Here is a 15,618-nt window from a genome sequence, read left to right as displayed (position 1 = left end):
TCTTTTTGCTATACGTCTATTAGCTACTGAATGGGTTACAGCATACAAATTAACATATGACTAAAAAAGGGGAGCATTTTTCATTGTTTTACTAACCTAGCTTTTTTATTTCATTCATGATATGGGAGTCGCCTCTTAAATATTTTTTCGCGGTATCAATACTGCTGGTTAACAACACCATTGAACACTCTGGGCAATGGCTACTTAAAGTCGCTTCCGCAACTTTTTCTTGTGTTATTTTTCCCCGAATGCCTCTACATTTTTCAGTGTGAAAGGTTAGTACGTGTTTGGCCTTGATTAAAAATTTTTCTTTCTCTTGTTCAAAGCGTTTTTTATTACCATGGGGTGCAATCTTTAAGTTTTTGAGTGACTTTTTTATTATTTTTAAATATTTATCCTCAACAGAAAGCTCATCTAATAGATTGGAATTAATGCAACTGCCATATAGTGGGTGAGTGAGTTCTAAAGAAGCTATTTCAATTTGTTTTGATGAATAAGGTTTTACTAATATTTCGGTAATCATTCCGTCTCTACTTTCAAGCCCATACTCGAGTATATGCAAAATATGATTTCTACTTGGGTAAACAATTTCATCGTAATTCTTTGTTCCTGTAGTATTGCTATACCCTTTTCCTCGCCAATCTAATACAAACTCGATATGATGATTTTTCCATATACCGATAATGCTATCCTCAGTACACGCAATACCTTCATTTTTCATTTTTTGTATAATATTTGGTATTGTATGTACAACAATATGATTGTTCATATCATTTAGCCCTTTCCATTCATTTATAACTCTTAATAATGAATATTAATAAGCTAATGTATGATTAGCAATCAGATAAAATTAATAAGGCGAATATGAAAACTAAGTGACTTCAACAAAATAAATAGATTCACTATACAACCGCCGTACCTTGTTTCCTCGTAATCCATAGCTGGCGCGGCTTACCTTCTCTTGCTGGTGGCTATCAAAGAAATAGAGATAATCACTGTTCATACGCTCCACCAGCGACCAATGCCATTGATCCCCCAGAAGAATAAGCCGGCGTGACGTTGTATGAGCGCCGAGGAACGCCTGACAAGCAGACAGTATTTTTTGTGTGGTAAGTCCAACTTTGTAACGAAATGGCGTAGTGACGCGTAGAGGGGCTTGTGATGGGTATTTTGAGGTTAGGCGCTTAATCAAGTAATCCATCTCAGGAACATCAATACCTTGGGTTAAACACTTGTACAGTGACCAGTATTCACTGTATTCACGCAAAAGATAATTAAATAACGGGCGGGGTTTTATGCGGTCTCCATAGAACCATGTACCCATATTGACCAGACTGTAAATCCCACAGAGGCAATCTAAATCCCCTTGCTTGGACGGTATCAACATCAACTCAAACCTTCTATTGATTGTACTGTACTTAATGAGATCACCAGCGCTGGTATTATTTTTACTTAATTAGTGGGTTTCCCACTGAATACTGACTTCGTAACATTTCATTTTGTGGTATTGAATAAAATTGCGTTGCCACAGTTCAAACAGTGCTCCACCCTCTTCTTCATCAATATCCCCCATCATAAAATGATAGATATAACCCTGCGACCAACAAATATCGAGTTCCTTTTCAAGCTCAGGATAATAGCTCCCCATGAATGAAAAATCGGTCACATAATCAAACTGCCATTGCTCATGCTGCCGTAACAAGCGTATTTCGACAGGATGGAAACCGCCTGTTTCAGCACTATACAATGGGTCTCGAAAATTCATTGTGACCGCCCGAACAAGGGTTAAATCAATCGCTGAGTTAATCACTGAATTATCCAGTTCATTTAATAATAATTGGCTAAAAGCTTGTGCGATAGGCAAGCGTAGCCCTGACTGATGAATAGTCATATAAAGTTGCCTTTAAATAAAAAAGTAGAAATAAACTGTTAAGCACAACCCAATCATATTTGGGTATAGTGCCATGCTAATATTTTACCATAAACATTAGCAAAGTAAAGTTATTTATTGATTATAATCAGGTAGTTACATGAGTTTAGCCATCGTTGCTATTTTGATATACGTACTGTGATTTTTATTAATGGCGGGGAATATTGATGTGGAAAGTGAATGAAAGAATGGAAGCGTCAAAGGGTAAAATGCCAACCTAATAATAGGCTGGCATAGCAATTAACCGTTGAGTAACGTAACAACAAAACTTTTTTTATCATCCGTGAGCTGTACGGAATAAATTACCGTGACAGAGCCTGCTTTTCCCGTTGCTTCCGCAGCACAGAGATAAACGCCTCGTTCTGCATTTTGACGTTGCGTTCGCACATTCTCAAGCTGCTCATACATCGCCCAACCGACATGTTGATTGACGACTTGTAACGCTAATGCTTTTGCACCCTCGCTATTACAATTAATTGTGCTCTCATTACATCCCGTTAAACCAACTATCGCCATTAATATGCTTAATTTCATCCACTGGTTAAGTTTCATTTTCACATTGTCACCTTACAGCAGAAAATTCACGGTTATTCCTGCTAATATATCGAGTGCAATCACAACCAACGCTGCGTAATACCAAGCACGACGATTCGGTATTTTCACGATAAAGTAAAAACAGCAAATATCCCAAATGAGAATCAATGCTTCCACTTTATTCAATGTCACCTTTTTAGTAATAAAAAATTCAACGATATTTAAGAATAAAATCGGTAAAAACCAAAATAGCCAAAAGGTTTTAGCTAATCCAAAGCCACCGTTGAGCAAACGCTGTTTAAATAAAGCTGGGTCATTTAATCCTTTCGCTTCATTTTCTTCTCGAATTTTTTGCAATTTATTTTTGATAGACATGAGTGTTCCTTCAATTAAATGAATTAAGGTTTTTTTCCATGGTGTTGACGCTAGAATGGGTGCAATGCCTTACCGATAGGCAAGGGTAAATATTTAGGCTATTTCAATTACCGTCCATGATTATTAGAGGGTGGCTTATTGATGTAACGACTCGGCCATATTGTTTCAGGAGCCGTGCCAATCACATCCGCAATAATCTGTTCAGCTCTTGGGTACGCTCGCTCTAGCGCATTATTTAACGTCCGAGAAGAAAGCCCATGCTCACGAGATAATTGCGCTAGTGTGACCCCTTTTTTATGCAAAGCCGCCACAATATCCGCACGGTGCCAATCCGCAGTGCTTCCTTTTCTGGGCTTTTTTTGAGATGCTACAGGGTTAGACATAGTAATAACTCCACTGTTTAATTCCTCGTCTATTAAAAACCAATTAAAGGGAATTATCAATAGATATCTTTATGATTTTAACATCTTTCTAGTGCGGTTATTTTATCCTTTTGATATATATGAGATTTATAAAAATCATGACTGATAAAAAAAAACTAATTGAAATGGATAATGCGCCCAAGCTCTGGTTTACCAGTGGGGAGCTTGCGGCTATAGGAAAAGAAAAAGCTGACGATCCAACACGTTACCCTGAATATAAAGAGATGGATATCCCTACCACTGCGAAAGGCGTTAGAGTCCGTCTAGAGTCAATCACCGCTCTTCATCCCCACTTTCGCAAGAAGAACCCTAATAAGCGTGGCGACCTCTATCATATTGATGCATTTAAAGTGATCCTAAATACGGATGAAAAAGAGCTCATCAAGCAAAACACGCTATCTTCTGAAAGTGCAGATCTTAACCTTTTACTTGAAATCTATAAATCACTGTCGGCAGAGAAAAGAAAAGCACTATTAAAAAATGCGCTCACCATGAAACAGGAAGAATTAGATTAGTATCTTTTAATACCTTTTGTTATTTTAATAACTGTATTTTCGTCACTGACTCAGAGGCACTATGCAGTTATCTCACCACAACACGCTAGACAGCAGCTATGACCCATTGACAGTTAAAGCCATTGATTATGTCATTCTCATTAACAGAGCCTCACCGAGACGTTTACAGCGCCATTTTCGGATAGGATTTCACCGTGCTGAGCGCATTATTCATCAACTTGAGTATTTAGGTGTGATCACGCCCTTGAATCAGTATGATTATCGTGAAGTGCTGGGATACCCAACTCACTCCAGATCTTTCGATGCATCAGACTTTGCTGCGCCTATTGAGACAGCACAACCACCGTTATTCGCTGAATTACCACTAGATACGCAATCCCTAGAATACCGTTGCTTGATTCAAGCTATCGTCTGGCAACGTATCGTGGTTTGGGTAGAAGAAATCGAGATTGAAGGTAGTACAGCCAATATCTTGAAATCTGTTTCGCCATTTGAATACCTGATTGATACCCACAGCGATGACATTTATCAGGATACTCTTCGCAACAACGCCAGTTCTTACCTCTTCCTTGCCACACTTCGCCCTGAAACCCCATTGGATGTACTACGGCAGCATGGGCGCATTAGTTATCAACCCTGCTGGAAGCTGCCTCGAATAGCACAGGAAGAATGGCAAGGTTTATGGGTGCCAAATGAATCAGGATGGGAAAGCCTAAGTGAGGAAAATACTCATCAGCCAAGAGGGATTGGTGAGTGGCCTGATTTACCCAATAAAAGCATGAAACCGTTGATGCATGGGCTGCAAGAGGATGTGTCCACTCCCCATTAATTGAGACACATTAAATTAGAGTTTTCTAACTGTTTACGATAGGCCTCCGGTGGGAGGTGATTTAAACTTTCGTGAGTTCGATTTTGGTTATAATCTTGTAGCCAAAACCATGCTAATTCTCGAACTTGGCTTAACGATTCAAATAAATACGCATTTAAAAATTCACGACGGAACGAACCATTAAAACGTTCGATAAATCCGTTTTGTTGTGGTTTTCCTGGTTGAATATGGCACAGCAAAATTTGGTTATCTTCACAATAATTCAATAAGTTAACTGAAATGAGTTCAGGTCCATTATCGACTCGGATCTGTTTTGGCAATCCTCTTTCGGCTTTTAAACGTTCAAGCACCCTGATAACACGTTCAGCCGGTAATGACGTATCAACCTCAATCGCCAAGCATTCTCGCGTTCCTTCATCAATAATATTGAGAGTTCTGAAGCGCTTACCGCAATATAAACTATCGTGCATAAAATCCAATGCCCATTGAATATTCGGGACTTTTTCAATTACTAATGGTCTTTTTTCACGCTTCGGAAGCACTTTTTTAACCCGTAGTTTCAGATTCAATCCTAATCGACAATAAACACGATAAACTCGTTTATGATTAAAAGGATAGCCTTGAAATCTCAGTCGGAAATAGCACTTCCAGAATCCCGATTGTGGCGATTTCGCTAATACAGATTGTATGGCATCGATGACGATTCTATCTTTCTCGCGCCAATTTTGAGTCTTTCGATAAAACGAAGCGCGAGGTAGCGATGTTAGTTTACACGCTCTAATGACTGATAAACCCGCGGCCTTTAATGACTGAGCACAGGATTTCTTTTCAGCCACTACCAACCCTTTTTTGCGAAAAGCTCCTTCATCGCGTGGTTTTCAAGGCTAACTTCCGCAAAGAGCTTTTTTAGTTTCGCGTTTTCATCTTCAAGCTCTTTTAATCGTTTAACATCATTAGCTTCCATGCCACCATACTTTGATTTCCAGTTATAGTAAGTCGCGTTGCTGATCCCATTTTGGCGGCAAATATCTTCCACTTTCATGCCAGAATCAGCGAGTTTTAAAATATTAACGATTTGAGTTTCAGTAAAACGGGCTTTTTTCATTATGACCTCTGCAAATTTTAGGGCAGAAAATCTAATTATAGCTGTCTTATTTTAGGGGAAGTGGACAGATGGCGGGGATTATTTGCGGTATTTGATTTATTGGAAAAGCCAGTGTTAATAATTTTAAGCCTAATGTATTAATAATCATAATCTGCAAGGCATAAATCACCTTGTATAACCACATTAATATTTAGAGGAATAATATGAAATATTCATCACTAGTCATTGCCACTGTAACCATCTTCTTATCAACAGCACAGGCAGCAAATCCACCTTTCCAAAATCCCGTAGAATACAAAAGCAAACATGGAATACTAGAAATAACACCAAGCCAAAATGATGCGCCAAAGTTCGATTTCCAGATTAATGCCAATGTTGATATGTATGTCTGCGAAGCTGAAGGTACAGCCTATATTACAGAAAGAGACTTATCGTCAAATACTTGGAGTGCTACAGCACTAGTCAGCACAGATAGTGACTATGGAGACCAATATTGTAAAATGGAATTTTCTATGGATAAAGCAGGAAAGATAGCAATCAAAACAAGTTTTGGTTGCTCGGCTCAATGTGGTATGGGTGCAGTAGGAGCTATGAATAACATATATAAAAAATGATAGCTAGCCTTAAATGTTTCAATTGAACCAATTATAAATAGATAATTATTATCAGTTCTATTATGGATTTTAATTTCTATAAAACTCATTTTTCATAGCCATTGTAATTTTTAGCAGTTTCTGAAAATGAGATGTCAGCACGAAATTGTGTTTCTTTGTTATATCTAAAGGGCATCCATATATAAAAATTGTTAGAAAGATAGTACATAATCTCACACGTTAACCAATCTTCGCATGATAATCCCCATTCAGTGATCTATTCTAATTTACCAGACTCTGCTTGGTAAAATGTTTGTAGTGGATTAATTATATGTTTAGGTATATATGCTACCTCATCGGAGTTTTCAAATTCCATTTCTCACCCATAAAAATGAATTATTAACTAGTAAAACTCAATCTAATTTGTGTTTATTTTGATAATCTGTAGGAGATTCTATTAATTCTATCCATTTATTTTCTTTATCAAACAATACTATTGTTGGGCAATTTATATAATCATAAACTAATTTTACTTTTTTTGCCAGCCTTTCATCTCTTGTAATAAAATAATCACAAAAAGAACCATAAATAGAATGAGTATTATCGTGAAGGCTTGACATTGGTTTTTTTTCTACTGAGAATCCATTAAGCATCAATGTCTTCATCATTGTATCAATAAATATCTCAGCAAGAGAGTACTCTTTTTTAATACGCATAAAAATATTTTTGCTAAAAAATATTTTTTCAATTCTAGATTTAAACTGACTCAACCTTAATGAAGAATATTTTTCTATTTTTCTATATAATAAACACTCAACCACCCCGGTATAAGGCTGTATAGAAACGCCCTCACTAGCCAATTCATGCAGTGCCGTAGAAAATTTTAATTTTTCACTCATACTTTCCAATAAACTATTAACTGAATTTTCATTTTTTAGAATTTCCTCATAAGTTTTAATTTGGCCCATCGCAGACTTTGTTTCCTCATCAATTTCAATCGCCTTATCTAAGATTTCCTTTTGGCCTAACTCTGCAACAGCATTGGATTGATAATACTTATTAACTCTTTCAAAACAATCAATTGGATGTTCACTTACAATAATTGGACTTTTATTTCCAGATACTTTACTAATAACCCTAGAGAATCTATTAGGGTAGGGTAATATTTCCATATTATTAGTAATTTTTGAAATAACCTCTAGCCTATCATTCAATTCTGATGATGATATTTGGTTTTTAATATTCTCACTTCTATGTGAATTACAAAGTTCCTCGCAATTGGCTGGAGAGTATAAAATATTAAATTCTCCTCCCGAAAACTTCCGCTGAATCAAATCAATATTTAGTTCTTTTCTAGATAAAATAATATCAAGCCAAATATTTTGGTCTAAGTATACAGTTTTCATTTTCCTGTCCTTTATACTCTTTTAATATCCTAAGTTCATTACTAATCTATAATTTAATTCTATATACATTACTTATGCTTAACTTGTCCATATGAAAGAATCTTCAATATCTCAACAATAAAAAAACAAGAATCATAAATAATTACCTTTATCTACTCTTTTTTCTCTTATACTAGAAATTGATTCAAAAATCTTATTTTCAGGAAAGTTTTTTTCTAATGTTAGAATATACTTTACTAATCGAAAATAGTTTTTTTCATCGACACTTTTAATATATGCTAACCAGCCATTTACCTGTTCAATTTTTGAGCCATCTGACTTTAGCATTGTATAAATCATTGCCCTAATTTGCCTATATTTCCTTCGACCAATACCAACACCATCAATAGATATAACTAAACCTGTTACCTCCTTACGCTTTCTTGTACCACATATTTTTGTTTTACTATCATTTATAAAAAAACCTTCATCTTTCAAAATTTCTTCAATTATAGGTTTCGCTTTTCTGATTTTAGTTTCATTGAAGGCTGATAATGTAATATCATCTGCGTATCGTGTATACATTATACCTTTAGGGCCTGAATAGCCTTGAATCCTCGAATCCTCGAATCCAGACGCTGGCAAGCTAAATTTGATAGTTTAGGTGAGGTAGGAGCTCCTTGAGGTAAGTATCCCTTAAAAGTACATAGCCTAGTAAAAATATTACTTATAGTCTTATTATATCCTATTGAGTGGAAAATGCTGTAAACGTGCGATGCTGGTATTGTATTAAAAAAATCTTCTAAATCAATATTTAATAAAACATGAGCGCCGATATGAGGAGTTGCATTACTTAATATAGACTCTCCAATTTCGAAACCTTTAGCATTTTGAGAAGAACTCAAACGATAAAGTATCTTTCTCAAAATCCATGATTGAACAGCTTTCATTGCTCTTGATGGTTGAGCTATTTCTCTTTGGCCTCCAGATTTTTTCTTTAAATAATAAACCTTATAGTGCTCATCGGAGAGATACGCTAACTTTTGGATCAACCCTGAAGACAAACGCATTTGATTAGATAATTCATTTAGATCACCTATAGGTGGTAAACCAAGGTTTTTTAACCTACTTAAATTATTAATATTAGAATATTGTGTCATGATGAAGGAACGCACCTTTACGTCATAAGTTCTCATTTAGAACTTGCGAATCTAAAACCGGGGTGTTTTAGTGAGCAAGAGCTAAATGAGCCATTTAACCAGTTTAATTGAAGGACAGCGAATCACTACCCAGTTGAATTCCTGATTTCTCAAAAACCAACTCGCTAAAGGTGCGTTTGCTCATTCTATCATAACAAACAGCAGATTTCCCACGATATTGAAAATTCATTAGTTCTATACGGACAAGGTCTAAACGATGGCCAACAAACTTTAGTCGAACGTGCAAAGCACCACTTTTTGTCATGTCATACCCAGTAGTTGTTTTCATGATCATTCTCTTAGATTGCAATTTTGTTAAAGCCGAGCGTGTTGCTATATCTGACATTACATCATCTTGCTCTGTAGCAATCTTTAACAGTATTCTTAGGCTATCAAGGTCAAGATTTTCAATGAGGTATATACAAGGAAGAATGAAATTCTCCGCTTCTAAAATATTAGTTACATTTTTCTTCACTGGATTTAATTTTTGAATTTTCGTAATTGAGTCTGATATTATTCTAAACGTTTTAGCTTTATCCTCTGGATTACTCAACTTGTCATAGTCTAAATTGATAACTTTCCCAGAAACTGATGATTTAATTAATCTATTAGGCCCATAGTTTAAAAAACTCCTTTTATTTTTATAGCGTTGATTTACTACACAAATTAATTTATTAACTAATTGTGGATTACTAGAGAATGCACCCAATTCAGCGAAAGAGCCGGGACTTTCAGGCAACAGCACAATGGCATCAACAGAGTTAGCTAAAATATTTTCAAGGGCAAGTAAGCTATGTTGCCCCTGCCCAGCTAACAAATCATCAAATAAACTTTCTGGATACAATAATTCATACTGAATTCTACTTTGATTATCGTTAAGTAAACAAGCCATCTTAAATCGGCCTTTAGTTTTATCTTTGATATCAGCGCCACATAAAAAAATAGTTCTCTTTTTTGCAAATATAGGTGCATAAATACGTTCTTTAATTACATTAGCGATATCAATTAATTGTAATCTTGAAAATGTTTTTTTCATTCTACTCTCCTCTTCGTAACAAGATGGCTCTTTATTTATTAACGAATATAAGACGTATACACTACCTCTTATGGGCCTTTCGCAGAGTCAAACGTAAAAAAACGATTAATTAACTCTTGTAATTTTGTGGATTTCAAACCAGCATTCCATGCGTTTTCTAACGCTCTAGTAACTGCTAATGGATTTTTCCTTAACCCGCCTACATTTCCATAATATGCAGCAGCCTGATCTTCATACTGTTTCCATTCATCACCAAACTCTGAGTTGATGATATCAGTTATATTTGTTTTCCACATTGTTAAATTATTCTTACAAATGCTATCATCAGGCCAATTTTCTGTTTTATCATGACCTAATAAATATAAAATTGCAGCATTATCTTTTTTATGTTTATTGATTTCATCATCTCGAGTTTTATTCGTATCTGCATCGCATACGACAAAAACCTCTATTTTTAATAGTTTTGCAATTGCTAGTGGTTTAATTATTTCACTCTTGCCGCCGACAGGAATTATATTATATCCCAAACGCCGAAAATCAGGCAATTTTCCCATTAAATGAATATAGGATGTTAAATAAGCAACATCTTCAATTCCTTCTACTAAAATTAATTTATTGCTAAAAAACATTTCACTTATCTCAGGACGTAATGTTGGATATAACTTTGCAATCATTCCACTTTCTTTAATAGATTTTTCACCAGCAGCAGTTAATTCTTTAGATAAGTCGCTATAATTTAATGATGTAACAGTAGAAAAAGTAGGTGAGCCAACCTCTCTAACCATACGAACGTTATCAAAATCATCACTAGGGATAAAATAAGGGCTATGAGAACAAACGATTATTTGTGAATTATCGTTTGAGAGTTTTTGCAAAACTTCAGACAAATATCTAGCTTGTGGTGGATGCTGATATAACTCAGGTTCTTCGATAGCCATAACAAGAGTTGGCACATTTTCGTCTTCTATATTCGCTAATTCTTGTAAAAGAGTTAGTAGGTATGATCTCTGCATACCATGTCCAAACCGAGCCAATTCACTTTCAAACCCTTTCTCGCCTATTTGAATATGAGCTATAGGTTCTTCAATTCTAATGGACTTTTCAGCATCATTTTTCCAAAGAACTTTAGCAGTTGCACTTGGATTAGCCCAGTGTTTCAATTTACATTCGAGAGATTCAGAGATACTTGATAGTAAATTTTGCTCTTCATCAAGCATCGTCTGATAGCTTTGCCTGATATCATTTCGTAATACTGTAACTTTTTCTGTGAAATTCACTTTTGCCCTAATTGCTCTGGAAAGCAACTGCCCTAAAGCTGATACTTTACTTTCCTCCGCCTCTTCAGAAACGTCCTTTGACGCGGAAACAAAAATCCATTGTAGATATGGTGCAAGTCGGTTAGCTCCTTTGGATACACCATAAAACTGATCTTCACTTGGGATCAAACTGCATTTATCAGGGTTTGCAGCTTCAAATTCATTTAGTGCACTAGCCATATCACTTTTTGAAGTGGCAGATGCTATAGTAGGCCATTCTTTCCTTAAGCCTGAAAATATCTTTTTAAGTTCAGCTGCCGTCATTTTGTTTTTCTCTGACTCAAACCAAACTTTGAATTCGCTCATACCTAATCGGTTACCAAATTGCTTGACTTCAGCTCTTTCAGTTCCTTCATCGAATACCGCTTTTGCAGTAACAATTAATTTATCTTGCCGAACATAATCAGATAAGCTTTTTTTAGCATTATCTGACAATTCGTTAAAAGTTACAGTGATTAATATTGGCTCATTTATATTTTTATGATGAAAATCATCAATAGATAATTTGCTTAGGTCTGTTTTAGAATCTTTATACTGCCTAAAAAACACATTCAGTGCATTCATTACAGTAGACTTGCCTACTCCATTTGCACCAACAAAACAACTATAATCATTAAAGTGTATTGTTTCGTCCTTGAAGGTACGAAAGTTTTGAATTCTGACTGACTCAATTTTCATGGCTATCCCTTAAAAAGTAATCTAATTCTTAGCTTTCACACTAGTGATTACCATATCATAGGATTGAATTTTCTTCCCCAAAATGAAATTAGTTTTATATTATTAATTTTCTACCTAATTTTTAGCGGAATATTCAGGCAAAAACATCAGTTAACAATATGATAACAAAACCACATAGTTATACATTTAGTTATACAATAAAATATCAAAAATAATATTTCATTTTAAATCAATTAAATAAATCATAAATTCAACTTACGCCAGCTAATTGATTTACAACAAGTTTCAAACCATTTCATGTTGAAATTGTGCTGTAGGATGTACTGCATGACGACATTAAAGCTCTCCCACTACCTCTACTATCGAACCAATATATGATAGTTTCGTAAAACCACCCCGACCATTAGCCTTAATCTTCAATAGCCAATATAATCACTGGCAAGCCCTATATTCAGGAACCACGGAAACGGTCAAGGAATACATTGTCTTTTTCCAGCAGCAACTTAGGTTATTAGTCAACGCATGGCGGCAGCGTGAAATAGATGATTTTCATCTGAATATTGATAAGAGAATTGATGAACTCAGACGGGGGCTTACAAACTATTTCACCTCAATCATTAATGGAATTACCGATAGCTTGCAACTACTCAATAAATATCAATTCAGCTCCTCACAGGGAGTTGAACTCAAAGTAAACATCAATGTTATCACCTTTGTAACCATAAGATGAGTTACGTTATTGATTCCATTAACATAACTTATTGAAAATAGATAAGATAAAACTATAAAGGAATAATTTGTACCACTTATCAAACTCGCTAGAAAAGGCATCATGTGTTAACACAGATACGAGCATTATCCACACCAATCCTTAGTTGAATTATCAAAATCTCATTTTAGTACTTTATGTATTATCACTATTAATAATAGACTAGCAGGAAACGAAAACAATGTTACAAATGAAATTAGCACACTGGTATCTAGCAGCTCATTAATAACTGCTCTTAATTGTATTGTAGTCATATTATCTGACCATGGCTGCTCCATTTGGTATTTTTGGTTAATAGCCATTCCTGCATTCAATGAAAACAATATAACGTAATTTGCTACAATAATACCAAGCGTTAATCCCCACTTTACGAATAATTTAATTCCCATTAATTTGGTCCCCGTAAAGTAATTGTCCAATTATACCCATTGTTTCTTCTCCAGAAAAATCCGTATGATATCCAACCATAGATGCGGCACCTGATTCGGCTTCAAACAATGTTCTCGATTTACTTTTTTCCATAGGTGTAACACCTGTGACATTTGAGTACTGCTGTTGGAATAACCCAGTTACTTCGATGACAACAAGAGAAGATAAATCTTGTTTCTTACCAACCATGTAATCCTCTAAAGATGCGGGAACCACAAAAGATTCCTGACCCGTCACAATATATCTGGCTAATGAATAACCCGAACGAACAGATGATAATTCCTTTTCAAAAACCTTTGAGCCTCCTGCTTTTATTGCATTTACTGTTTGTGTTGTACAATTACTCGTTGATAAATCATAAATGTTTATTGTGTGCCCGTACTTTTTAGTTGCCTCGCCCACATTAGGGGATAACCCAACAGGGGAAGAGCCTCCACTCCACAATGCCATAAAGTGAGCTTCTACTTGCTGTATATTGGCATCATTTACAGCAAAAACTCGAGCATTCATTTTGTATAGCTCATGTCGGTAATAATTTCTTGCATCCTCATCTATAAGGCGAATTAAGATACCATCCCCCACAATGCCAAGAGTACCAGTCCGACCGAATCTACCATAAGTATAAACTGTTATTTGGTTATTTTTATGTAATGAAACATACGAGTGCCCAGAGCCTACTCTTTCTGTCCACACATAAACCCCATCAGGAATGAGATTGTCTAATGCCGTGCATTCACCTATGATATTAGAAGGAATAAAAGCGGCGTGACACGGACACGTTGAATAACTTTTGCGGGTATCAGCAGCTGGTTGTCCCCCAATTAAATGAGTAAAATCTCCCCCTACTATTTCATACCTTCCTGCATGAACACCACATGTAACTTTATTACCTTGAACGGCTTGTCGCTTAAAATTAATACCACCCCGATGTGCTAATGCACTCCCCTCTAATACTCTTCCACCGCATGTAGTCCTATCCCCCTCTAGCACTTTGAATGACACCACCATAAATCACCTCAATAAAATTAATTAACTAGGTTTTGTGTAATACTATAACTTGAGGTATTTGCAGCTTTATGTTCACAGGTGATACTTTCATACTTCATCGATACTGTTTCATAAGCTTGTGCATCATTATTGTCTAGGGCATTTGGATGGTGATTACTAATGCTTACGATTGATGCATTAGTCAATTTGATTGTTTTATAGACTATCAACTTACCGCTTCTATCGGTTCTATAAAAGCTAAATTCACAATCAAGTAACTCGTTATTATTAATGCTATTCATCAAGAGAGGGGTCGATTTATCATCTAATTTTGTAAATGAAAAGGGTGAATGTGAGACGTTTTGGTGACGGCTCATACTATAATTAGTTGAATAAACAAAGATTTCATTTTTATGGCCTTCTTGGTATTTATTTCCTATTGAGTCGTAACTTGAACATCCAGCAGAGATAAGCCCTTGTTTCTTCCCTTTTATAACTAAATATATTTGATTTGCCATCGAGACGATCCTTAATATAAAAAGAATAATTAAGCATTATATTTCCCTTATTTCTATAGGAATATTCAACATAGTTAATAAAAACAGCGTAATACTCCCATAAAAATTATTGAATCCAACTCAAAATCAGTCTCTAGCTTAAATTCAGTTCCCCCAAAGGGAGTTGAATTCACTGCAAACCTCAATACCTGATTCTTGCAGCCATAAACCAACTGTGCCACACTATTGTGACATTAACTTCATCGACACAGATAGAAGAATCAAATAGTTACATTGGGGAGGAGCTTCAAGCCAGCTCCACCAAATTATCTTCTAAGGACGTCCAAAGAAGACTGAAAAGCCCGCTAACTCAATGAGTTGCGGGCTTTTTTATGTCCTGCGCAGTCTGATGTCACCTAATTAAATCCAATCATCTTAGGCACCTTGATAGGCACCTCGTTAACCTTTATAGTTTTTGAGGTGCCTAAAAACAATGGAACATCAAAATGGCAAGACAAACCAAACCTTTATCAGTAAAAGAGATCGATGTAGCAAAGCCGAAACAGAGTGATTATGTTCTCTATGATGGTGATGGATTAGAGTTATTGGTTAAATCCAATGGCAGTAAGCTGTGGTCATTTCGCTACATTCGCCCACTCACTAAAAAGCGAGCTAAAAAGAGCCTTGGTTCTTACCCTGCCGTCAGCCTTGCTGATGCACGTAGTTACCGCCTTGAAGCAAGAACACTGCTCGCTAAACAGATAGACCCACAAGATCACTATAAAGAACAAGTTCGTAATACCTTAGAAGCTAAGACAAATACCTTTCAACTTGTTGCTGAACGTTGGTGGTGTAGTGGTCAACAAAAATTGGTCACCGTTTTAGAGTTTTCCCAATACAATCGTTCTGATTCATTGGGTGTTAAACCACCGTTATATTGATGGGGTCTAAGCTGAATGTAAAATACCTCCAAAGTACTTACACAATGACCTCCATGTGCACGCCAAGTGCACATGATT

At 35.8% G+C, this 15,618-nt stretch carries 17 protein-coding genes and 1 pseudogene; 4 read left to right on the top strand and 14 right to left on the bottom strand.

Annotated elements, in window-relative coordinates; all coding sequences use genetic code 11:
• Positions 1–91 precede the first annotated feature (91 nt).
• The 6 genes from M1F26_RS06685 to M1F26_RS06660 all read right to left on the bottom strand — a co-directional run bounded on the left by M1F26_RS06685 (position 92) and on the right by M1F26_RS06660 (position 3,222).
• The gene (locus tag M1F26_RS06685; RefSeq protein ID WP_140172275.1) at positions 92–769 is read right to left on the bottom strand and encodes a hypothetical protein; all 678 of its coding nucleotides are present in this window, start codon (positions 767–769) and stop codon (positions 92–94) included.
• 102 nt (positions 770–871) lie between these two features.
• Positions 872–1,387 (bottom strand): hypothetical protein, encoded by a 516-nt coding sequence (locus M1F26_RS06680; RefSeq protein WP_140172274.1) that lies wholly within the window; start codon positions 1,385–1,387, stop codon positions 872–874.
• 69 nt (positions 1,388–1,456) lie between these two features.
• On the bottom strand, positions 1,457–1,891 hold the full coding sequence (locus M1F26_RS06675) for a DUF2787 family protein (RefSeq protein WP_140172273.1): 435 nt from the start codon (positions 1,889–1,891) through the stop codon (positions 1,457–1,459).
• Between the two features lie 279 nt (positions 1,892–2,170).
• Positions 2,171–2,488 carry a hypothetical protein gene (locus M1F26_RS06670; protein ID WP_140172272.1) on the bottom strand — a complete coding sequence of 106 codons (318 nt, stop codon included), beginning with the start codon at positions 2,486–2,488 and terminating at the stop codon, positions 2,171–2,173.
• 9 nt (positions 2,489–2,497) lie between these two features.
• Positions 2,498–2,839, bottom strand: a complete 342-nt coding sequence (locus M1F26_RS06665) for a hypothetical protein (protein ID WP_061064082.1) — start codon at positions 2,837–2,839, stop codon at positions 2,498–2,500.
• Positions 2,840–2,946: 107 nt separating this feature from the next.
• Positions 2,947–3,222 (bottom strand): helix-turn-helix domain-containing protein, encoded by a 276-nt coding sequence (locus M1F26_RS06660; protein WP_140172271.1) that lies wholly within the window; start codon positions 3,220–3,222, stop codon positions 2,947–2,949.
• Positions 3,223–3,359: 137 nt separating this feature from the next.
• On the opposite strand from M1F26_RS06660, the gene M1F26_RS06655 reads away from it, so the two are divergent.
• Both M1F26_RS06655 and M1F26_RS06650 read left to right on the top strand, forming a co-directional pair.
• Positions 3,360–3,776, top strand: a complete 417-nt coding sequence (locus M1F26_RS06655; RefSeq protein ID WP_140172270.1) for a hypothetical protein — start codon at positions 3,360–3,362, stop codon at positions 3,774–3,776.
• A gap of 61 nt (positions 3,777–3,837) precedes the next feature.
• A complete protein-coding gene (locus tag M1F26_RS06650; protein WP_140172269.1) occupies positions 3,838–4,605 on the top strand; it encodes a DNA translocase FtsK in 768 nt (255 codons plus the stop codon).
• On the opposite strand, the gene M1F26_RS06645 is transcribed toward M1F26_RS06650, so the two are convergent.
• Positions 4,602–5,710, bottom strand: a protein-coding gene (locus M1F26_RS06645) for an IS3 family transposase (RefSeq protein WP_094301244.1) whose coding sequence is annotated in 2 segments (ribosomal slippage) — positions 4,602–5,458 and positions 5,458–5,710 — 1,110 coding nt in all. Because the reading frame shifts where the segments join, the coding sequence is not laid out codon by codon here. The two genes, M1F26_RS06650 and M1F26_RS06645, sit on opposite strands and share 4 nt — an antisense overlap.
• A 203-nt stretch (positions 5,711–5,913) precedes the next feature.
• Between M1F26_RS06645 and M1F26_RS06640 the strand changes: the two genes are divergently transcribed.
• On the top strand, positions 5,914–6,324 hold the full coding sequence (locus M1F26_RS06640) for a hypothetical protein (RefSeq protein WP_140170918.1): 411 nt from the start codon (positions 5,914–5,916) through the stop codon (positions 6,322–6,324).
• 392 nt (positions 6,325–6,716) lie between these two features.
• Here M1F26_RS06640 and M1F26_RS06635 read toward each other — a convergent pair whose 3' ends face one another.
• From M1F26_RS06635 to M1F26_RS06605, 7 genes are all read right to left on the bottom strand, one after another.
• Entirely contained in the window at positions 6,717–7,709 is a 993-nt protein-coding gene (locus tag M1F26_RS06635) for a hypothetical protein (protein WP_140170919.1), read from the bottom strand.
• Between the two features lie 132 nt (positions 7,710–7,841).
• A complete protein-coding gene (locus M1F26_RS06630; RefSeq protein WP_318837662.1) occupies positions 7,842–8,273 on the bottom strand; it encodes a reverse transcriptase domain-containing protein in 432 nt (143 codons plus the stop codon).
• Positions 8,273–8,848, bottom strand: a complete 576-nt coding sequence (locus M1F26_RS06625; protein ID WP_318837661.1) for a reverse transcriptase domain-containing protein — start codon at positions 8,846–8,848, stop codon at positions 8,273–8,275. Before M1F26_RS06625 ends, M1F26_RS06630 begins: the two co-directional genes overlap by 1 nt.
• 103 nt (positions 8,849–8,951) lie before the next feature.
• Positions 8,952–9,923, bottom strand: coding sequence for a retron St85 family effector protein (locus tag M1F26_RS06620; protein ID WP_180359474.1), 972 nt, complete (start codon positions 9,921–9,923; stop codon positions 8,952–8,954).
• 68 nt (positions 9,924–9,991) lie between these two features.
• Positions 9,992–11,917: an ATP-dependent nuclease gene (locus M1F26_RS06615; RefSeq protein ID WP_140170921.1), complete on the bottom strand. Its 1,926-nt coding sequence runs from the start codon at positions 11,915–11,917 to the stop codon at positions 9,992–9,994.
• Between the two features lie 1,147 nt (positions 11,918–13,064).
• A complete protein-coding gene (locus tag M1F26_RS06610) occupies positions 13,065–14,123 on the bottom strand; it encodes a PAAR domain-containing protein (RefSeq protein WP_140170922.1) in 1,059 nt (352 codons plus the stop codon).
• Between the two features lie 17 nt (positions 14,124–14,140).
• A complete protein-coding gene (locus M1F26_RS06605; protein WP_140170923.1) occupies positions 14,141–14,620 on the bottom strand; it encodes an Hcp family type VI secretion system effector in 480 nt (159 codons plus the stop codon).
• Positions 14,621–15,105: 485 nt separating this feature from the next.
• Here M1F26_RS06605 and M1F26_RS06600 point away from each other — a divergent pair.
• A pseudogene (locus tag M1F26_RS06600) lies at positions 15,106–15,450 on the top strand (integrase arm-type DNA-binding domain-containing protein); the annotation flags it as partial.
• Positions 15,451–15,618: the final 168 nt, after the last annotated feature.

It is taken from the genome of Providencia sp. PROV048 (assembly GCF_033688165.1).
GTDB classification, from domain to species: Bacteria; Pseudomonadota; Gammaproteobacteria; order Enterobacterales; family Enterobacteriaceae; genus Providencia; species Providencia hangzhouensis.
Note: the sequence above shows the minus strand (reverse complement) of the source record. Positions and strands in the feature narration are given on the sequence as shown.